Genomic DNA, 19,748 nt, shown 5'->3' with positions numbered 1-19,748 from the left:
CTCCCCTTACGCCAGCCAGCGCTTGCGGCGCCGGTAGAATTTCATGTCGCGGAAATTCTTGCGCCCGCCACCGGAAACACCGAGATAGAACTCCTTCACATCCTCGTTATCGGCCAGTTCGCTGGCTGCACCTTCCATGACCACACGGCCGTTTTCGAGGATGTAACCGAAGTCGGCATAGCGCAGCGCCACCATGGTGTTCTGCTCGGCCAGCAGGAACGAAACCTTCTCCTTGCTGTTCAGGTCCTTGACGATCTCGAAGATCTCTTCGACGATCTGCGGCGCCAGGCCCATCGAGGGTTCGTCCAGCAGGATCATCGACGGCTTGGCCATCATGGCGCGGCCAATGGCCGTCATCTGCTGCTCGCCGCCCGAGGTATAGCCGGACTGCGATTTGCGGCGCACCTTCAGGCGCGGGAAATATTCGTAAATTTTTTCCAGTTCGTGCTTCACCTCGGCGTGGCTGATGCCGCGCGTGTAGGCGCCGGTCAGCAGGTTTTCTTCCACCGTGAGGTGGCCAAAGCAATGGCGCCCTTCCATCACCTGGATCACGCCGCGCCTGACCAGATCATTGGGCGTCATACGGTCCACGCGTTCACCGCGGAACTCGATGCTGCCCTTGGTAACGTCGCCGCGCTCGGCATGCAGCAGGTTGGAGATGGCCTTGAGCGTCGTGCTCTTGCCGGCGCCATTGGCCCCCAGGAGCGCCACGATCTTGCCCTCGGGCACGTCCAGCGAGACGCCCTTCAGGACCAGGATCACGTGGTCATAGATCACTTCGATATTGTTGATGGCCAGCGCCTTGGCGGCCGCTGCGGGGGCAGCGGAAGCGGTGGCGGCACCAGCCGGAATCGGTGTGGCATTCATGGTCGTTCGCATTCCCAAAAAAGCACCGGCGGCCGTGGGAGACGTGCAGAACCGCCGGCGCAAGCGCCTACTTCATGCAGGCAGGAGTGATGCCCTTTTCTTTTGCGTATTTCGCGGCCGACGCCTTGAACAGCGGGTGGATCAGGTTCTTGTTGCCCTCGATCCAGTCCGACACCAGCACCCACTTGCTGCCATCCCATTGCTGGATCTTGACCTTGCCCGAACCTTCGTGGTTGTCGCAGGAGGTCTTGATCTCCGGCAGCAGGCCGGTGGCACCCAGGGCCTTCAGGCGGGCGTCCGTGATGTTGAGGTTTTCAAAGCCCCAGCGCACCTGCTCGCCGCTCATCACCTTCCCCTTGCCGTATTTGTCCTGGGCCGTGCGCACCGCTTCCACGGTGGCAATGGCCGCCGACACGCCACGGTTGTAGAGGATGGAACCGAGCTTGTTCTTGTCCTGCATGTTGCCCTTGCCCGCGCCGTAGACCACCTTGTCGATATCCGCGATCACCGGCACATCCTTGCCGGCCACGTTCCAGGTCGCCGACAGATAACCCTTGGCAGCCTCGCCGGCCGGAATGGTGTCTTCTTCCGAACCGGCCCACCAGGAACCGACGATCTTGTCGCGCGGATAGCCGACCTTCTGCGCGGCCTTCAGGGCGGTCTGGTTCATCACGCCCCAGCCCCAGAAGATCACGTAGTCCGGGTTTTCCTGGCGGATGCGCAGCCACTGCGCACCCTGCTCGTTGCCGGGGTGGGCCACCGGGATTTCCACCAGCTTGAACTTGCCGATGGAAGATTCCGCCTGCAGCGCCACCAGCGGCTCCTTGCCATAGGCCGAGTCGTGATACAGGAAGACGATCTTCTTGCCCGCCAGCGAGCCATTGTTCTTGCCGGCCAGGTACTTGACGATGGCCGAGACCTGCATCTGGTAGGTCGTCACCAGCGGGAAGGCATACGGGAACACCGAGCCATCCACCGCATCGGTACGGCCATAGCCGATCATCACCAGCGGCACCTTGTCTTCGGCGGTCTTGTCGATGAGCGCGTAGGAGATGCCGGTGGCCATCGGATTGATGGCGGTGCCGTGCGTCACCGGATTCTTGTTCTTCATGCGCTCGTAGCACTCCACGCCCTTGGCGTTGTTGTACTCCGTCTCGCACTCTTCCCAGGACAGCTTGACGCCGTTGACGCCGCCCTCCTTGATGTTGACGTAGTTGAGGTAGTCGACGTAGCCGCCGTAATACGACTGGCCGTTGGTGCCATACGGCCCGACCCGGTAGCTGGGGATGGCGATGAACTGGTCATTGCTCTGCGCCAGCGCGGGCACGGCCGCCGACAAGAGGCTCGCCGCACAGGCCGTGGCCAGCGCCAGTTGCCTCAGATGCTTCATGGTCTTCATGGTCTCGTCTCCTTTTATGTTGTCGTTGCCGACTTTTGTGGTGCCGGTGTCCGGCCCCGTCTACCTCGTTGCCCTTGCTGTCGCGCTCAGTGCGGGAATGGCCACAGGCGCAGTTTTTCCTTGGCGATCTGCCACAGTCGCGCCAGTCCGTGCGGCTCGGCGATCAGGAAGAAGATGATCAGGGCGCCGAACACCATCATCTGGATGTGCGACACGGTGGCATTGGTGAACGGCAGATGCAGCAGTGCAGCCAGCGGCGGCAGTGCGTTGTCGAGGAAGATCGGCAGCAGCAGGATGAAGGCCGAACCGAGGAAGGAACCGAGGATGCTGCCCACGCCGCCGATGATGATCATGAAGAGGATGCGGAAGGACAGGTCCAGCGAGAAGCCGTCCGGCTCCACCGACCCCAGGTAGCAGAAGGCATACAGGGCCCCGGCCACGCCGCAGTAGAAGGAGCTCACCGCAAAGGCGGTCAGCTTGGTGCGCATCAACGGGATGCCGATCACTTCGGCGGCCACGTCCATGTCGCGCACCGCCATCCAGGCGCGGCCCGTGGAGGAGCGCACCAGGTTCTTGGCCACCAGCGCCAGTACGCTCACCACGGCCAGTACGAACAGGTACTTGCGTACCGGGCTGTCGATGGCGATGCCGAAGAAATCGATCTTGGGCGTACTGATCACGCCCGAGGAAGAATTGTTGGAGAACCAGGGAAACTTGGTCAGCGCCCAGACCACGAAGAACTGTGCCGCCAGCGTGGCCACGGCCAGATAGAAGCCCTTGATGCGCAGCGACGGTAGCCCGAACAGCACGCCCACCAGCGCCGCGCAGCCGCCCGACAGCAGCAGCGTGGCGACGATGGGAATACCTTCCACGCGCAACTGGAAGTTGTACGCCGCGTAAGCGCCCACGGCCATGAAGGCGGCCGAGCCCAGCGAGAGCTGGCCGGCGTAACCGGTCAGCACGTTCAGGCCCAGCGCGGCCAGCGCAAATACCAGGAATGGCACCAGGATGGCCGAGAACCAGTATTCGCTGCCCAGCAAAGGTACGCCCACGAAGGCAAACACCATGAAGAGCGTAAAGAGAATGCGATCCTGCCGGATCGGGAATATCTGGCTGTCGGCGATGTAGCTTGTCTTGAATTGTCCTGCTTCACGGTACAGCATTGCGTTCTCCTTGTTCCTGTCTCTGCACTTGCCTGATCCATCTCATACCGTTCGGACTGAGTAGGCCCGCCAGGGCCGTATCGAAGATGCTCCTGACGGCGCGCCCCTTCGGCTAGCTCAGGGCAGGCTTCGATACGCAGCTGCGCTGCTACTCAGGACGAACGGTAATTCGAAGCACTATCCAACTTGATTAACCACTCCATATCGCAAAAGTTGGAACTGGCAAATTGTCATACACGGTCGATATGCCGCTCGCCGAACAATCCTTCCGGTCGCACCAGCAAAAACAGCAGCGCAAACACATACGGGAACCAGCCTTCGATGCCGCCGAAGTTGCCCCCGAAGGCATCCTGCATGACCGGCGGGATGTAGATCTCGGCCAGCTTCTCGGAAGCACCGATGATGAGCCCGCCCACGATGGCCCCCGGAATCGAGGTGAAGCCGCCCAGGATCAGCACCGGCAAGGCCTTCAGCGCCGTCATGGTCAGCGCGAACTGCACGCCATTGCGCGAGCCCCACAAGAGGCCCGCGATCAGCGCCACGAACCCGGCCACGCCCCACACCACGGCCCAGATGTGCTGCAGCGGAATGCCCAGCGACAGCGCCGCCTGGTGATCGTCGGCCACTGCACGCAGGGCGCGGCCGACCTTGGTCTTCTGGAAGAACAGCGCCAGCGCTGCCACCAGCGCTACCACCATGCCGGAGGCGAACAGGTCGAACTTGGAAATGCCGATCCCGATGCTGTCCATCACCGACTGGATCGGTTCATCGACGATGCCCAGGTCGATGGGCCGCACCTCGCTGCCGAAGAGCATGGGGCCCAGGCCTTCGAGGAAGAAGGTCAGCCCGATGGTGGCCATGAAGAGCGTGATCGGCGGCTGGTTCACCAGCTTGCGCAGCACGAAGCGTTCTGTCGCCAGCCCCACCAGGATCATCACCGCGAAGGCGCCGATGATGGCAGCCCACATCGGCATGCCCTTTTCCATCAGGCCGACCACCGCCAGCGCAGCGAAATACACCATCGCGCCCTGCGCGAAATTGAATACGCCCGAGGCCTTGTAGATCAGCACGAAGCCCAGCGCCACCAGGGAATACATCAGCCCCGAGAGCAAGCCGCTCAGGGTGACTTCGAGGAAGAATTGCATGTCGTCTCCTTGCCTGCCATGTCCATATCGTTTTTATTATTTATATTATTTTCGAATTACCAATCACACAGATTCAGTGCGAAGTCCCGAGATAGGCCTTGATGACTTCGGGATTGCTCATCACCTCGTCCGGCGTACCGTCACCGATCTTCTTGCCGTAGTCCAGCACCACCACGCGATCCGAGATATCCATGACCACGCCCATGTCGTGTTCGATCAGCACGATGGTGGTGCCGAACTGGTCATTCACGTCAAGGATGAAGCGGCACATGTCCTGTTTTTCTTCCACGTTCATGCCGGCCATGGGTTCATCCAGCAGCAGCATGTGCGGCTCGGCCGCCAGTGCACGCGCCAGTTCCACGCGCTTTTGCAGGCCATACGGCAGGCGCCCCACGGGCGTCTTGCGGATGTGCTGGATTTCCAGGAAATCGATCACCTCTTCCACTTTGCGGCGATGTTCGATCTCTTCGTTGCGGGCCGGTCCCCACCACAGCGCATTGGAGAACAGGCCCGAGTGCATCTTGGTATTGCGCCCGGTCATGATGTTGTCCAGCACGGTCATGCCCTTGAAGAGCGCGATGTTCTGGAAGGTGCGCGCAATACCCTGGCGCGCGATGCTGCTGGGGTGCATGCCCAGGCGCGGCTGGCCGCGATAGAGGATGCGGCCTTTCTGCGGATGGTAGACGCCGTTGATGACGTTGATCATCGAGCTTTTACCTGCGCCGTTGGGGCCGATGATGGCGCGGATCTCATGCTCGCGCACGTCGAAGGAGATATCGGTCAAGGCCTTCACCCCGCCGAAGGACAGCGAGATGTTCTGCAGGTCGAGGATCACCTCGCCGATGCGGCGGCCATTGGCGGCCACCGCCGGGGCTTCGTCATCGGGACTGGTCACGGGCGGCAGGCCCGCAGACAGGATTTCGGAAGTCAGGTGTCGTTTCATGGTCGTATTCATTCAGCGGTGGTCTGGTCGGGCTACGCTGCTGGCCGGGCGCCTCTGGCGCGCGGGACGGAACTGCGTGCTGCTCAGGCGGCGCTTTGCAGCGTCTTGAAGGTCCTGGCGTCGGCGATCTTCAGGTCGGCCGAAATCATGCCCTGGCGGCCGTCTTCGAACTTGACCTGGGTCTCGATGTACTGCGACGCCCGGCCTGCGTAGAGCGCCTCGATCAGCACCGCGTACTTGTCGGCGATGAAGCCGCGCCGGACCTTGCGGGTGCGGGTCAGTTCCTCGTCGTCCGGGTCCAGTTCCTTGTGCAGGATCAGGAAGCGATGGATCTGCGAATCGGCCAGCAAGGGGTCGGCGACCAGATCGGCGTTGACCTTTTCCACACACTCCTTCACCAGCTCGTAGACCGCAGGATTGGCCGCCAGGTCGGTGTAGCCGCTATAGGCCAGGTTGCGGCGCTCGGCCCAGTTGCCCACCGCATCCATGTCGATGTTGATGAAGGCCATGCATTGTTCGCGGCCATTGCCGAAGGTCACCGCTTCCTTGATGAAGGGGAAGAACTTCAGCTTGTTCTCGATGTACTTGGGCGCGAACATGCTGCCGCAGGCCATCTTGCCGACGTCCTTGGCGCGGTCGATGATCTTGAGGTGGCCGTCGCTGTCGAAGAAACCTGCATCTCCGGTGTGGAAATAGCCGTCCTGGTCGATGGCTTCGGCGGTGGCATCGGGCCGCTTGAAATATTCCTTCATCAGGCCCGGAGAGCGCACCAGTACCTCGCCATTGGCATCGATGCGCACCTCCACGCCCTTCATCGGGCGGCCCACGCTATCGAGCTTGACGTCGCCGGAGGGTTGCATGCAGACCGTCACGCAGGTCTCGGTCATGCCATAGAGCTGCTTGAGGTTGATGCCCAGCGAGCGGTAGAAGTCGAACAGGTCCGGACCGATGGCTTCGCCCCCCGTGTAGGCCACACGCAGGCGCGACATGCCCAGCACGTTCTTCAGCGGTCCATAGACCAGCAGGTCGCCGATGGCGTATTGCAGGCGGTCCAGCAGCGACACGCCCGGCTTGCGGTCGAGAATGCGCATGCCGACCCGGCGCGCCACCTTCATGAAGCCATGGAACATCTTGCGCTTGATCCAGCCGGCATCCTCGATGCGGATCATCACTTGCGTGAGGATGTTTTCGTAGACGCGCGGCGGGGCGAAGTAATAGGTCGGGCCGATCTCGCGCAGGTCCGTCATGACGGTATTGGGCGACTCCGGGCAATTGAGGCAGAAGCCGGCCACGTGCTGCTGCGCGAATGAATACAGGAAGTCGCCCACCCAGGCCAGCGGCAGGTAGCAGAGGATGTCGTCGTTCTGGTCCAGATGATCGAACTCCACCAGCGTGGCGGCCGTGGTGATCATCGCGCGATGCGAGTGGCAGACGCCCTTGGGTTTACCGGTGGTGCCGGAGGTGTAGAGGATGATGGCCACATCCTCGGGCGAGCCGGCCGCGACCTCCTGCTCGAAGAAACCGGGATGGGCGCGCTCGTAGGCGCGGCCCAGTTCCTGCACGCGGGCAAAGGACAGCAGTTCGGGCTGGTGGTAGTTGCGCATGCCGCGTTCATCGTCATAGATGACATGGGCGATGCGGGGCAGGTTTTCCTTGATCTCGAATACCTTGTCGACCTGTTCCTGGTCTTCGGCCATGACGAAATCGACGTTGGCATCGGCCAGCACGTAGGCCATGTCGGCCGCCGGGGCATCCTGATACAGCGGCACCGGCATGCCGCCCAGCGCCTGGGCGGCGCTCATGGCCCAGTACAGGCGCGGGCAGTTGTTGCCGATGATGGCCAGGCTCATGCCGCGCCGGAATCCCAGTGCCGCCAGGCCACAGGCAAAGCTGCGCACCTCCTCGGCCACCTGGCGCCAGGGCGTGGTCTGCCAGATGCCCAGGTCCTTCTCGCGGAAGGCTGCCCGTTCGGGACGCTGGCGGGCATGCGCCAGCAACAGCCGCGGAAAGGTCGCGGCCTCTTGGTCTTGTCTCGTCTCCACCATCTTCCCACCTTCTTGTGCAGGTTCGAAAGATCCGCTTCCTTCATTTGCTTGCGTGAGAAAGCGAACCCGGTGTCGGCTCAGTCTGTGCTGCCAGACTTACGCTGCTCTTACTGCGGCAGTCATTGTGTCCGGCATGCCAGCTGTCCTGTCTCTATGATCGGCCAGGCTGTTGCCCGGACCTGTTTTGCGATGATAGTAGAGGGAGAGGTTGCCAGTAGATGTCATCTCACCGACAATTGACAAAACTTTCGATATTGCGACGCATCATCATGGAGACAACAATTCGACGCATGCTGTCCAAGAGCATCTGGGCGCAGGCGCTGACCGAAGAACAGCTGGCCCGGGTCGAGGCAGAGGTGGTCAGCCGCAAGATTGCAGCCGGCGGTTACGTCTGCCGCAAGGGCGATCCGGTCTCGCACTGGATCGGTGTGCATGAGGGCCTGCTGAAGATGAGCAGCGTCTCGCCAGAAGGCAAGACCGTCTCCTTTGCCGGCATGGCCAACGGCGGCTGGCTGGGCGAAGGTTCGCTGCTCAAGGACGAACCGCGCAAGTACGATGTGGTGGCCCTGCGCGAAAGTGAATTGTTGTACATGCCCAAGGCCACCTACATCTGGCTGCTGGACAACAGCATTCCCTTCAACCGCTTCCTGGTGACGCAATTGAACGAGCGCCTGGCGCTGTTCATCTCGCTGGTGGAGTACGACCGCATGCTGGAGCCGGACGCCCGCGTGGCGCGCTGCCTGGCGGCGCTCTTCAATCCCTACCTGAACCCCGGCATCGGCCTGAACCTGCAGATCTCGCAGGAAGAAGTCGGCAACCTCTCCGGCACCTCGCGCCAGCGTGCCAACCAGGCCTTGCAGGTGCTGGAAAAGGCCGGCTTGCTGAAGGTGGACTATGGCAGCATCACCATCAATGATCTGGACGGCTTGCGACAGTTTCCGGGGTGAAACACCGCACCCGCAGCGGGTGACGGCGAGATGAAAAAAGCGCGGCCAGGCCGCGCTTTTTGCTGGGTGCCAGTGCTGCAGATGCGCTCAGGGCGCAGCCGGCGGACTGCCCGTCGCATACGCATCGTCACCGCGCGCCGGACGATTGCGGTTGCGCCAGTAGATGCCGGTATCGGCAACCGTGCCCATGAATTCCTTGGGATCGGTGGATTTGACAACGTAACCATTGGCACCGAGTTCATAGCTCTGGTTGATGTCACGCTGGTCGTCGGAAGAAGAAAACATCACCACCGGGATGTGCGAGGTGGCGGCATTGGACTTGATGATCTTCAGGAAATCGTGGCCGCTCATCAGCGGCAGGTTCAGGTCCAACAGGATCAGGTAGGGATGCAAATCGCGGCGGTTGGCGTATTCGCCCTGGAAAAAGAACTGCTCGGCCAGCTCCGCATCGGCAAACCAGGTCAGCTTGTCAGCCAGCTTGCGGCTGCCCAGCGCCAGGCGTGTCAACTCGGCCACTTCGGGGCTGTCGTCGACGAGGATGATGTCATATTGCTCGATATCCATGGATGGATCGCTTTCTTCAATAAATTTCAAGCTGGAACTCTTCTTGTCTGGATGGCCACATCCTGGCCATCCTGTCTCGCACCACTGCCGCCCGTCCGGTCCATCCCCCCGGACAGCAACCAGCAGTGAGCTTCACTGCAGAAACTGCCCTGCGGCCTCGTTCCAGCATCGGCGGTCCGCTTGAACACCAGTATCGGCGCCGATTCCCGTACTGTCCGGGAATTATTGCACAGGCATTTTCAAAAATAATCAGAATTTTCCTGAATGCGAATATCTCTTCACTCAGGCCGTATTCACTTGTCCGGGGTGGCGATCCCGGTACGAATCGCGTAGCGCACCAGGCCGGGCACGTCGCGGATGTCCAGCCGCTCCATCAGTTGCGCCCGATGGGTTTCGATGGTCTTGGCGCTGACGTTCAACTGATAGGCGATCTCCTTGGTATTGTTGCCTTCGGCGATCAATTGCAGGATTTCGCGCTGGCGCGGGGTCAGCACTTCGACCGGGGTGCCGTTTTGCGCAACACGCTTCATATAATTGTCCAGCGCCTCGCGGGAAATATGCGAGTCCAAGTACTGGCGCCCATGTTTTACTTCATACAGGGCTTTTTCCAGCTCGGTGGCGGCCGAATCCTTGAAAAGATAGCCATTGGCGCCGGCATTCAAGGCTTGCATGACGTATTCCTCGCTGCCATACATGGACAGCATCAGGAAGCGGATGGTCGGATATTCCCCGCGCAGGCGGCGCAGCGCTTCCAGGCCGTTCATGCCCTTCATGGCGATGTCCAGCAGCACCAGATCGGGTTGCAGCTTCGGGATCATCTCGATGACCTCGGCGCCGTCGGACGCCTCGCCCACCACCTCCACTCCGGGCATGGCGGTGAGCAATGCCTTGATGCCGCTGCGCACCAGCGCGTGGTCGTCGGCCAGCATGATTCGGGTAAGCATTTACATCCTCCTGACGATGGGGGCGACCGGAAGGTGCATGACGATTTCCGTCCCTGCGCCGGGCGCCGAAGTGATATCCATGGATCCGCCCACCAGCACCGCCCGCTCTTCCATGTTGAGCAGGCCGAAACTGGTGCCGGAAATGGCATTGCTGCGCGCACGCTCGATGTCGAAGCCTTTGCCGTCATCGCGGATGCTCAGATAAAGCTGATCCTGCTGGCGGTCGATCTTGACCCAGATATTCTGGCATCTGGCATGGCGCAGGATGTTGGTGACCGCTTCCTGCACGATACGAAAGGCCGTATTTTCAATGTCGTGATGCAGCTGTCCATCGTGTCCGCTGCTCTCGAACCAGCCGTTCACGTTGGCCAGCTTGGACTTCTGCTCCACGTAGGAACGCAGGGCGGCGATCAGGCCCAGGTTGTCCAGCTGCGGCGGGCGCAGGTCCAGCGACAGGCTGCGCACCTGGGCCAGCACGGCGGTGACGATATCGATGCCGTTCTGCAGTGACGGGCCTTCCAGGGTGCCGTTCTTCTTGATGGTTTCCAGGTTGATCTTCAGCGCCGTCAGCGACTGGCCCACGTCATCGTGCAAGCCGCGTGCCAGGTGCTGACGTTCGCGCTCCTGCACTTCGATCACGCGCGAAGACAGGAGCTGCTGGCGCTGGATCGCCAGCTCCAGCTCGCGCCGCGACTGCTCGCGCTCGGTGACGTCGATGGCCAGGCCGGCCACCATGTCGCCCTTGCCTTCACCGCTGATGGGAAAGCGCACCACGTCGAGGATGCGGGCGTTGTGGTTGTGGTCGAAGACGGTCTCCTGGGTGTGCAGCTCGCACTTCTCTTCCAGCACCTTGCGGTCGTATTCGCGCGAGGCTTCGGCCGCACCCATGGTCATCAGCTCGGCATCGGTCATGCCATCCATGTCATGCGGCGTCATGCCGTAAAAAGCCGATTGCGCCGGATTGACGTAGTTGTAGCGCAGCTGCGCATCCTTGATCCAGGTCGGCATCGGCGCGGCATTCATGAAGGCATTGAAGCGCGCCTGCATCTCGCGCAGGGCCTGCGCGCTGGCGCGCTGCTTGCGCCGCGCCTGGGCGTCGCGCAGCTCACGGTCGACCGCATGGGGCAGGCGTGCGATGGCGCTCTTGAGGAAGTAATCCTGGGCACCGGCCTTCATCACTTCCACTGCAGTCTGCTCGCCGATGACGCCGGAGACGATGATGAAGGGCGTCTGGTCATTGTCGGCCTTGACCAGTTTCAGGGCTTCCACGCCCGAAAACATGGGCATGGAGTAATCCGAGATGACGATATCCCAGCGTTGCGCCTGCAGCGCCGCCAGCAGCGCCTGTTCATCGTCGACCCGCTCCCAGGTCGGTTCGAAGCCGCCGCGCTTGAGCTCGCGCACCATCAGCACGGCGTCTTCTTCCATGTCTTCGACGAACAGTACGCGCAGGGGAATGCTCATGGGACCGGTCTCTCAATCTGGCTCACGGGGTGACCTCTTCAATTCTCGTCGCTAGAGCGGCGTGACTCGCCCAGGGTGGGCAGCACGCCCTTGCGCGGCAAGGCAAAATAGAAACTGGCGCCTTCGCGCGGCTTGCTCTCGGCCCAGACCCGGCCGGTATGGCGCACAACGATGCGTTGTACCAGGGCCAGGCCGATGCCGGTGCCGGCATATTCCTCCTGCCGGTGCAGGCGCTGGAAGGTGCCAAAGAGCTTGTGCGCATAGCGCATGTCAAAGCCCACGCCGTTGTCATGTACGCCATAGACGTATTCGTCGGGCGTGGCCTGCATGGTCACGCGCACGCGCGGCTGTTCGCTCTTGCTGCTGAACTTCACGGCATTGGACAGCAGGTTTTCCCACACCTGGGCAATCAGGCCACGGTTGGCCACGGCCCCTTCCAGGCGCGGCACCTCGAAGACCACCCCGGGGTATTCCTGCTGCAGGCCGGCCACCACCTGGCCCACCAGTTCGTCCATCGAGAAACGCTGCAGGGTCAATTCACCGGTGGTGGACTTGGCCAGCTTGAGCAGGTCGTTGATGAGCGCATCCATCTTGCGCACGTTGCGCCGGATCACCTGCAATTGCTCGCGGCCCTTGTCATCGATGGCCTGGGCGTAATCCTCTTCCAGGATCATGGCATAACCGGAGATGGCGCGCAGCGGCGCGCGCAGGTCGTGCGAGACCGAATAGGAGAAGCTCTCCAGTTCCTTGTTGACGTTGTGCAAGTGCAGGGCCTGGCGTTCCAGGTCGGCATTGAGGGCTTCGATCTCGTCTTCGGCACGCTTGCGTTCGGAGATGTCGTAGATCACGGTGCGGCTGATGAGCTTGCTGTGGTCGCGGCTGGGAATGGCGGTGGCATTGACCAGCGCGGTAAATTCACTGCCGTCGGCGCGGCGGAAGTTGAGGTCGATGCCGCTGATCTCGCGCTTCTGCAGGAACTGCGGATGCAGCTCGCGCTCGTAGCGCTGGGCGCTGGCCGGTGTCAGCAGGTCGGCCTGGGTCATGCGGCCTACCACCTGTTCGCGCGTGTAGCCCAGCCACTTGAGCTCGGTATCGTTGATCTTGATGATGCGCTTGTCGCTCTCATCGACCGAGTGATAGCCGCAGGGAGCGTTGTTGTAGAGGTCTTCGATCTCGTCCGAATAGGCCTGGGCGCGCTGCTGGGCTTCGACCCGGCGCGCCATTTCCTTGCGCAGCTTGCGGTAGACCAGCAGCAGCAAGGCAATGCTGAGCAGGCTGCCGCTGATGACCATGAAAATCGTCAGGTTGGCGCTGGCGGCGGTGTCCTGGGCGCGCTTGGCCAGCAGCGCATTCTCGTTGCCCTTCATCTCTTCGAAACCGGCGCGGATGCGCTCGCTCAGGTCGCGCCCTTCCAGCACCCGGGTACGGCCCTCTTCCGGGCGCAATGCCAGCAACTGGCGCGAGAGCGTCAGCCGCTGCACTACCAGGTCTTCGGTCTGGCTCAGCAATTGCATCTGCTGGGGGTTGTCGTTGAGCAGGCGGCGCAGATCCTGCAGCAGCGCATTGACCTGACGCACACCCGTTTCAAAGCTGCTGCGATATTCTTCTTCGCCCGACAGCACAAATCCACGCGAGCTGCCGACCGTATCGCGCACGGTAGAGTTGGCCTCTTCAAGCCGGTTGATCACCTGATGGCTGTGCTGCAGCCACACGCCGCGCCGCTCGAAGTCGCGCACGGCATGGTAGGAAAAAGCCGCCACACCCAGCGAGAGCAGCAGGGCCAGCAGGAAGAAAATGCCGGTGCTGGCGTGCGCCAGTCCGCTTTGTCTAGTTATCGGCATGGTTGACGTTTCATTGGCCTTCCAGTCACGCTTCCGGCTTGACAGCCAGTTACCCGACCACCCATTCGAAAGCAGCGTGCTTCAAGCAAGGCTGCACCGGAATTTCCCCCGATTCTGACCGATTCATTGCAGGGAACCGCGCATGCCGAAGCAGCGCCATGCGGCGCCGGCATGCCCCCGCAGCCGCCCTGCTCCCCTGTCTGCGCCAGGGTGATGGAGGGGCCGCTGAAGTGTCTCCTTGCTGCCTGTCCCGATGCCGGCGCGAGGCCGATCCGGCATCCACTGTTTTCTTTCTGTCGGCAAATGGAATCCAGTTCTTCACATTCTTGGAAAACGCCGGCGCGGGAGCGCCCGATGGGCCGGGCCTTCATGCAACTGCTTCCGGCGTTTTCCGATTGGTTATTCGAATTAATTCTATAATAGTTTCCGGTTCTTACCCGTTTTTTCAGGCTTTCCGGTAATTCCTGCGGTGCCATCTGAACGATGGGAGGCAAGGCCATCTGCCTGGCGTGACGCGCTTTTGACGCCAGGATCACGCCGCGGCCATTACGCTGCCGCTTGACGATCCGGCGAGGCGGGGATTACAACATCAGCCATGCGTGATACCGGGGAAACCGGAGGGGGCGAGCGGTGTACTTCATGATGAAGTACACCGTTTTTTTTCATGGCAATCCCACCCGCCCTGCCCCGCTCCTTATGCCGGGAACACCGCCTGCACCAGCGCCGCCTGCTGGGCGTAGTGGCGGGCCTTGGAGGCGGTGGGACCGGAGTCGGTATCGGGGCGCGTCACGGCACGCAGGCGCGCCTGCGTCGGCAAGGCCGATTCGATGGACTCGCGCACGCACAGCCAGGCGCCCTGCTTGCGCTCTTCTTCCTGCACCCAGATCACCTCTTCCAACTGCGGATAGCTGCGCAATACCTCGCCCAGCGTTTCTACCGGGAAGGGATGCAGCTGCTCCACCGTCAACAGGGCAGTGCGGGTATCGCCAGCCTTGCTGCGCCCATCGGCCAGGTCGTAAAAGACCTTGCCGCTGCACAAGACCACCCGCCGCACCTGTTCGGCCGACGTCTCTGCGTCCTGTACCAGCGGCTGGAACCTGCCCTCCAGCAGCGCAGACAAGGGCGACTGCGAACGCACCTCGGCATGCAGCACCGACTTGGGCGTGAACACCACCAGCGGACGATCACCCTGCAGCGCCTGCTCGCGCAGCAGGTGGAACCACTGCGCCGAGCTGGCGGGATAGGCCACGCGCACGTTCTGGTCGGCGCACAGCAGCAGCATGCGGCTCAGGTAGCCGGTCGAGTGCTCCGGTCCCACACCCTCGTAGCCGTGCGGCAACAGCACCGTCAGGGCTGAGGGATAAGCCCATTTGCCCCAGCCTGAGCTGATGTACTGGTCGATCATGATCTGCGCACCGTTGACGAAATCACCGAACTGGGCTTCCCAGATCACCATTGCTCCGGCGCCCGTACGCACGCTGAAGCCATATTCGAAGCCCACCACCGCCTCTTCGCTCAGCGGTGAATTGATCACCTCCAGCGCGGCGTCCGGCGCGGCCACCTGGCGCAGCGGCCAGAAGGACTGCTGCACGCCTTGCGCGGCATCGACCGCGTGCCAGACGGCATGGCGCTGCATGAAGGTGCCGCGCTGCACGTCCATGCCGCTCAAGCGTAGCCCCTTTCCTTCCCACAGCAAGGAGGCATAGGCCATGTTCTCGGCGAAGTTCCAGCTGCAAGGCTGGTCGGGGGCGCTCACGCTGGCTTGCCACTGGTCGATCAGCCGGGTAATGGCCGCATGGGCGGCAAAACCCTCCGGCAGGCGCGTCATGCGTTCGACGAACTGGCGCAGGCGTACCAGGTCGGGAGCGGAAGGCGCAGCCACCGGAGCGGGCACTGCCGGGCGTGCGGCGGCGTTCGCCGGACGGCTGGCGCGGAAGCCCGCCAGGGCCTGCTGGCTGCACGCCGCCAGCAGCGCGGCGCCCTCGTCCGAACCGGGCCAGCCGGCCTGGGCATAGAGTTGGGTGACCGGCGGATGCTTGTCGATGAAGCCGTGCAGCAGCGGCTGGGTGACGGTCGCGGTGTCCTGTTCCGCATGGCCCCAGCGGCGATAGCCGACCAGATCGATCACCACGTCGGCACCGAACTGCATGCGGTAGTCAAAGGCAATGCGCGCCGCGCGCAGCACCATGTCCGGCTGGTCGGCATTGACGTGCAGCACCGGCGCGCCGACGATGCGGGCGATGTCGGTGCAGTAGCCGTGATTGAGAGGGTCCAGCGGATTGGGTGTGGTGAAGCCGATCTGGTTGTTGACGATCACGTGCACCGTACCGCCCACGCTGTAGCCCGGATGCTGGGCCAGCTTGAGCGACTCCATCACCACGCCCTGGCCGCAGAAGGCGGCGTCGCCGTGGATCACCACCGAAGCCGGCAGCGGTGACTGCGGATGCGCTGCGCGGTAACCGCGCACCATGCCCAGCAGGACCGGATAGGCGCTTTCCAGGTGCGAAGGATTGTGGGCCATGAACAGGCCCAGCTGGCCGTGGGCGGTGGTGCGTACGGTCTCGGCACCCAGGTGGTAGGGCAGATCCACGGCACCGGCGGCAGCCTCGGTGGTGCGGGTGGCATCGAAATAGGCCACGATGTCGGCGGCCGGCATCTGCATCAGGTTCACCAGCAGGTTGAGGCGGCCGCGATGCGGCATGGCCAGGAACAATTGCTCCAGCTGATAAAAACTGCTGCGCTCGACCAGCGCATCCATCAGGACCAGCAGCGCTTCGCAGCCTTCCAGCGAAAAACGCTTGGCTTGCGGATAGTCTTGCTGCAGGTAGTGCTCCCACTGCTCGGCGGCGGCCAGCCGGGACAGCACGGCGGCGCGCTCGGAGTCTCCCGGCTCGGCACCGTGGTCGCGCGCGGCCAGGCGGGCGAAGAGCCACTGGCGACGCGTTTCATCGCGCACGCCGCTGGCATCGAGTCCCAACGGGCCGCAGTAGAGGCGGCTCAGAAAATGCGTCAATTCCTTCACATTGGTCAGACCCAGCCCCTCCAGGAAGCGGTGCTGGGCAAGGGCCAGATCCTCATCCTTCAGATCATGGCTCTGGGGCAGCAAAGCGGGGATCTCGGGGACCGACAGCGTGCCCAGGGGATCGATGTCGGCAATCCGGTAGCCTTCATGGCGATAGGCCTCGATGAAGGATTGGATGCGTGCGTGGGCCAGGGCCTGGCGCGCGTCGGACAACTGCTCGGTGGAAGCGGAATGGTGGAGCGTCATGACGAACCTTTCTGGGCAAGGACGTTGGCAGGCCACGCGCAAGACGCCGGAATGCTACGGCGACGCGCGCAACGGACGCGCCCTCTCCCGCCAGCCGGCTACCACGCCGGTTCAGGCGTGGTGCGGCAGCCGCTGTGAGGGGGGAACGCTTTGTTGTTGTCGCACCCGGTGTGACGAATTGGGCGCGGTCTCCTCGCAGGTACGGGTTCAGGCGGCCAGGATGCCGCCCGGGTGCAGCATCAGCCCTGGATCAGGGACAGTTCCGGCTGGATGATCTTTTCGCGCGGACCACCTCGCGTGGACGCGGCATACGCGCCGGCATGAGAGTTGGCCAGCAACTCGCTGAGCTTGAAGCGCCCCATCAGCGCCGACAACTGCTCGGCCTGCGATTGCAAGGCTTGCGAGGCCGCCGCGTTCTGCTCCACCAGGGCCGAGTTTTCCTGGGTCATCTGGTCCATCTGGGCGATGGCCTGGTTGATCTGCTCGATGCCCTCGCTCTGCTCCTTGCTGGAGGAGCTGATATCGGTGATCAGATCGGTAGCATGCTTGATGCTGGCGATGACTTCATCGATGGTGGCCACGGTCTGTTCGACGATGGTGCTGCCGGATTTCACGTGGGACACCGATCCTTCGATGAGCGACTTGATTTCCTTGGCGGCCACGGCACTGCGCTGCGCCAGCCCACGCACTTCGCTGGCCACCACGGCAAAGCCGCGTCCGTGCTCGCCGGCACGGGCTGCTTCCACGGCGGCATTCAAGGCCAGCAGGTTGGTCTGGAAGGCGATGCCATCGATGACGGTGATGATGTCGGCGATCTTTCCGGAAGAGGTGCTGATGGCATTCATGATGTTGACCACCTGCTCCACCGAGGCGCCGCCGCGCACGGCGACGTCCGAGGCGGAGACGGCGAGCTCGCTGGCCTGGCGTGCGTTGTCGGCATTCTGGCGCACGGCCGAGGTCAGTTGCTCCATGGCCGAAGCGGTTTCTTCCAGCGAACTGGCTTGCTGCTCGGTGCGGTTGGACAGGCTCAGGTTGCCCTGGGCCAGTTCGCGGGCGGCCATATCGATGGCCGTGGTGCCGTTGCGCACGTTGGAAACGGTGTCATGCAGGTTATCGCTCATGTGCTGCAGCGCTTGCAGCAGGCGGCTGATCTCATCCTTGCCGGCGGCATTGAGGCGATAGGACAGGTCGCCCTGCGCCACGGCCTCGGCCAGCACCACGGCATGGCGCACTGGCGCGGTGATGGAGCGCGTGATGAGCACCCCGATCACCGAGGCCAGCACCACGGCCACTGCGGCCAGCACGATCATCTGGATCACGGCGAGATGGCCGTCTTCGGCGACCTGATGGGAATCCTCCACCATTTCCTGGGCCAGCGAATTGACCAGTTTGTCGACCGTGACGAAGTACGCCGTCTGCAGGCGCGCCAGGTCGCCCTGGAAGAGTGTGGTCGCCTCGGTGCGCTCGCCGGTCTTCATCAGTTCGAAGAACTTGCGCACGGACGCGCCGTAGGCAGCGCGGGTGGCGGTCTGTTCGGCATAGAGCGACTTGGACTTGTCGGAATCGAGCATGCCTTCCAGCTTCTTGTAGGCCTCGGTGTTGGCCGTACGCAGGCCGGCGTATTCATCCATGTACCTGGCCGAGGCCTCGGGCGTGGTGGCCAGCAAGATGTTGGAAAGCACGGCATTGGCCTTGTAGCCATTGTTCTTGATCTGGTTGCTCAAGGCGATGAGCTGGTATTTCTCGTTGACGATGCTGTTGATTTCAGCGTTGTTGGAAGACTGGTTCCTGATCCCGACCATGGCTGTCACCACGATCAGCAGCAGGACCATTGCAAAAGCGCCGCCCAGGCGGACGCCAATGTTGAAATTGGCGAGCTTCATCGCTACCCCTTGTTGATCCCATTAGATGCCTACATGCAGGCCCTGGCTCGACGACATCGCCCGCGTCGTCACTACTGCCTTGATCCATGGCACTGCACTACTTTGCGAATAAGCCAATGCGTCTGCTGGGTTCTCTTACCATCTTCGGGGAGCGGCTCATGCCCTTCTTCCTCGGCCTGCACGGGCGGGCCGGGTTCCCTCAACAACATGGTCTGCCCCGGCGTGAACCGGTCTCCTGTTTTTGAGCAACTGCAAATTCGAGCTTAGTTTAAACATTTCCACGCAGAAAAAGTACTTGAAACTCACATTTATTTGAGTGGCGTCGCGTAATTTTCATAGGGAAAAGGCTGTTCAGCTCGCTACGGAAGAGCTTTGGTTTCGGGTCTCGGGCGTGTGTGGGGGGGATAGGAGCAGTGCTCGGGCGATGGGGCCTGCCACTCCGCAGTTTTTGCTGCGCAAAAACAAAAATGCCCTGCTCTTGCGAACAGGGCATTTTATCTGGCGGAGCGGACGGGGCTCTCCTACACAAGCGCAGGCCGCGGAATCGCTTGCAAGCGATTCCCTTCTCGCCCCGCCGGGAGCCGCGCAGGCGGCTCCCTCCGCTCCGCAGTTTTTGCTGCGCAAAAACAAAAATGCCCTGCTCTTGCGAACAGGGCATTTTATCTGGCGGAGCGGACGGGGCTCGAACCCGCGACCCCCGGCGTGACAGGCCGGTATTCTAACCAACTGAACTACCGCTCCTAAACTGGTGCCGACTGCAAGATGCTGGTGGGCGCTGAGAGGCTCGAACTCCCGACCTAAGCCTTGTAAGGGCTCCGCTCTACCAACTGAGCTAAGCGCCCGGCAACCTTGACAGTCTCGTTGCTTGTTACCTCAGCAACGAAAGAACATTATTTTATAGCATCTTTTAAAGCTTTGCCAGCTTTAAATTTGGGAACCTTCGATGCCTTGATCTTCAGGGCAGCGCCGGTCTGAGGATTGCGGCCCGTGCGGGCAGCGCGCTTGCCCACGGCGAAAGTCCCGAAACCCACCAGGGTGACCGTGCCATTCTTCTTCAGCGTGGTCTTCACCGCACCAACGAATGCATCTATTGCGCGTCCAGCTGCTGCCTTGGAAATGTCGGCCTCGCCGGCAATGTGTTCAATCAGTTCGCCTTTATTCACTTACGCCCCTCGAACAAGTTTCTGGTCTGTTTGATTTCAAACGACAGTGCTTCGGCTCCGATACCCTGCGACAGAGGCCCCACACCATCGCTTGCCTGACGGAAATATTCCG

General features: G+C 62.1%; 14 protein-coding genes and 2 tRNA genes. 1 reads left to right on the top strand and 15 read right to left on the bottom strand.

Translation table 11 applies throughout. The features are described 5' to 3' along the window. Positions 1-6: 6 nt before the first annotated feature. From ACVC5H_RS12095 to ACVC5H_RS12070, 6 genes are all read right to left on the bottom strand, one after another. Positions 7-867, bottom strand: coding sequence for an ABC transporter ATP-binding protein (locus ACVC5H_RS12095; RefSeq protein WP_489622521.1), 861 nt, complete (start codon positions 865-867; stop codon positions 7-9). Positions 868-934: 67 nt separating this feature from the next. Continuing rightward, entirely contained in the window at positions 935-2,266 is a 1,332-nt protein-coding gene (locus ACVC5H_RS12090; protein ID WP_489622520.1) for an ABC transporter substrate-binding protein, read from the bottom strand. Between the two features lie 86 nt (positions 2,267-2,352). After that, positions 2,353-3,429, bottom strand: coding sequence for a branched-chain amino acid ABC transporter permease (locus tag ACVC5H_RS12085; RefSeq protein ID WP_489622519.1), 1,077 nt, complete (start codon positions 3,427-3,429; stop codon positions 2,353-2,355). A 230-nt stretch (positions 3,430-3,659) separates the two neighbouring features. Next, a complete protein-coding gene (locus ACVC5H_RS12080; protein WP_489622518.1) occupies positions 3,660-4,574 on the bottom strand; it encodes a branched-chain amino acid ABC transporter permease in 915 nt (304 codons plus the stop codon). A 73-nt stretch (positions 4,575-4,647) separates the two neighbouring features. Then, positions 4,648-5,529: an ABC transporter ATP-binding protein gene (locus tag ACVC5H_RS12075; RefSeq protein ID WP_489622517.1), complete on the bottom strand. Its 882-nt coding sequence runs from the start codon at positions 5,527-5,529 to the stop codon at positions 4,648-4,650. A 71-nt stretch (positions 5,530-5,600) separates the two neighbouring features. Next, positions 5,601-7,562 (bottom strand): AMP-dependent synthetase/ligase, encoded by a 1,962-nt coding sequence (locus ACVC5H_RS12070; protein ID WP_489622516.1) that lies wholly within the window; start codon positions 7,560-7,562, stop codon positions 5,601-5,603. A 290-nt stretch (positions 7,563-7,852) separates the two neighbouring features. Between ACVC5H_RS12070 and ACVC5H_RS12065 the strand changes: the two genes are divergently transcribed. After that, positions 7,853-8,509: a Crp/Fnr family transcriptional regulator gene (locus ACVC5H_RS12065; RefSeq protein ID WP_489622515.1), complete on the top strand. Its 657-nt coding sequence runs from the start codon at positions 7,853-7,855 to the stop codon at positions 8,507-8,509. Between the two features lie 87 nt (positions 8,510-8,596). On the opposite strand, the gene ACVC5H_RS12060 is transcribed toward ACVC5H_RS12065, so the two are convergent. From ACVC5H_RS12060 to ACVC5H_RS12020, 9 genes are all read right to left on the bottom strand, one after another. After that, a complete protein-coding gene (locus tag ACVC5H_RS12060; RefSeq protein ID WP_489622514.1) occupies positions 8,597-9,073 on the bottom strand; it encodes a response regulator in 477 nt (158 codons plus the stop codon). Positions 9,074-9,366: 293 nt separating this feature from the next. Next, positions 9,367-10,017: a response regulator gene (locus ACVC5H_RS12055; RefSeq protein ID WP_338715133.1), complete on the bottom strand. Its 651-nt coding sequence runs from the start codon at positions 10,015-10,017 to the stop codon at positions 9,367-9,369. After that, a complete protein-coding gene (locus tag ACVC5H_RS12050; RefSeq protein ID WP_489622513.1) occupies positions 10,018-11,481 on the bottom strand; it encodes a hybrid sensor histidine kinase/response regulator in 1,464 nt (487 codons plus the stop codon). 38 nt (positions 11,482-11,519) lie between these two features. Beyond that, positions 11,520-13,322 carry a sensor histidine kinase gene (locus ACVC5H_RS12045; RefSeq protein ID WP_489622512.1) on the bottom strand — a complete coding sequence of 601 codons (1,803 nt, stop codon included), beginning with the start codon at positions 13,320-13,322 and terminating at the stop codon, positions 11,520-11,522. A gap of 694 nt (positions 13,323-14,016) precedes the next feature. Further along, entirely contained in the window at positions 14,017-16,590 is a 2,574-nt protein-coding gene (locus tag ACVC5H_RS12040) for a 2-oxoglutarate dehydrogenase E1 component (RefSeq protein WP_489622511.1), read from the bottom strand. A 239-nt stretch (positions 16,591-16,829) separates the two neighbouring features. Further along, positions 16,830-18,473 (bottom strand): methyl-accepting chemotaxis protein, encoded by a 1,644-nt coding sequence (locus tag ACVC5H_RS12035; RefSeq protein WP_489622510.1) that lies wholly within the window; start codon positions 18,471-18,473, stop codon positions 16,830-16,832. Positions 18,474-19,137: 664 nt separating this feature from the next. After that, positions 19,138-19,214 (bottom strand) — tRNA-Asp (locus tag ACVC5H_RS12030). A gap of 25 nt (positions 19,215-19,239) precedes the next feature. After that, positions 19,240-19,315, bottom strand: a tRNA-Val gene (locus tag ACVC5H_RS12025). A gap of 48 nt (positions 19,316-19,363) precedes the next feature. Continuing rightward, complete coding sequence (locus ACVC5H_RS12020; protein ID WP_489622509.1) at positions 19,364-19,636, bottom strand: HU family DNA-binding protein; 273 nt, start codon at positions 19,634-19,636, stop codon at positions 19,364-19,366. Positions 19,637-19,748 lie beyond the last annotated feature (112 nt).

This window comes from Herbaspirillum sp. Her3 (assembly GCF_057961275.1).
The sequence above is the reverse complement of the archived record's forward strand: the minus strand, read 5'-3'. Positions and strand labels throughout refer to the sequence as shown.

Coding starts and splice junctions, on each gene's coding strand:
- ACVC5H_RS12095 (WP_489622521.1), bottom strand. CDS start 867: ATGAATGCCACACCGATTCCGGCTGGTGCCGCCACCGCTTCCGCTGCC.
- ACVC5H_RS12090 (WP_489622520.1), bottom strand. CDS start 2,266: ATGAAGACCATGAAGCATCTGAGGCAACTGGCGCTGGCCACGGCCTGT.
- ACVC5H_RS12085 (WP_489622519.1), bottom strand. CDS start 3,429: ATGCTGTACCGTGAAGCAGGACAATTCAAGACAAGCTACATCGCCGAC.
- ACVC5H_RS12080 (WP_489622518.1), bottom strand. CDS start 4,574: ATGCAATTCTTCCTCGAAGTCACCCTGAGCGGCTTGCTCTCGGGGCTG.
- ACVC5H_RS12075 (WP_489622517.1), bottom strand. CDS start 5,529: ATGAATACGACCATGAAACGACACCTGACTTCCGAAATCCTGTCTGCG.
- ACVC5H_RS12070 (WP_489622516.1), bottom strand. CDS start 7,562: ATGGTGGAGACGAGACAAGACCAAGAGGCCGCGACCTTTCCGCGGCTG.
- ACVC5H_RS12065 (WP_489622515.1), top strand. CDS start 7,853: ATGCTGTCCAAGAGCATCTGGGCGCAGGCGCTGACCGAAGAACAGCTG.
- ACVC5H_RS12060 (WP_489622514.1), bottom strand. CDS start 9,073: ATGGATATCGAGCAATATGACATCATCCTCGTCGACGACAGCCCCGAA.
- ACVC5H_RS12055 (WP_338715133.1), bottom strand. CDS start 10,017: ATGCTTACCCGAATCATGCTGGCCGACGACCACGCGCTGGTGCGCAGC.
- ACVC5H_RS12050 (WP_489622513.1), bottom strand. CDS start 11,481: ATGAGCATTCCCCTGCGCGTACTGTTCGTCGAAGACATGGAAGAAGAC.
- ACVC5H_RS12045 (WP_489622512.1), bottom strand. CDS start 13,322: ATGCCGATAACTAGACAAAGCGGACTGGCGCACGCCAGCACCGGCATT.
- ACVC5H_RS12040 (WP_489622511.1), bottom strand. CDS start 16,590: ATGACGCTCCACCATTCCGCTTCCACCGAGCAGTTGTCCGACGCGCGC.
- ACVC5H_RS12035 (WP_489622510.1), bottom strand. CDS start 18,473: ATGAAGCTCGCCAATTTCAACATTGGCGTCCGCCTGGGCGGCGCTTTT.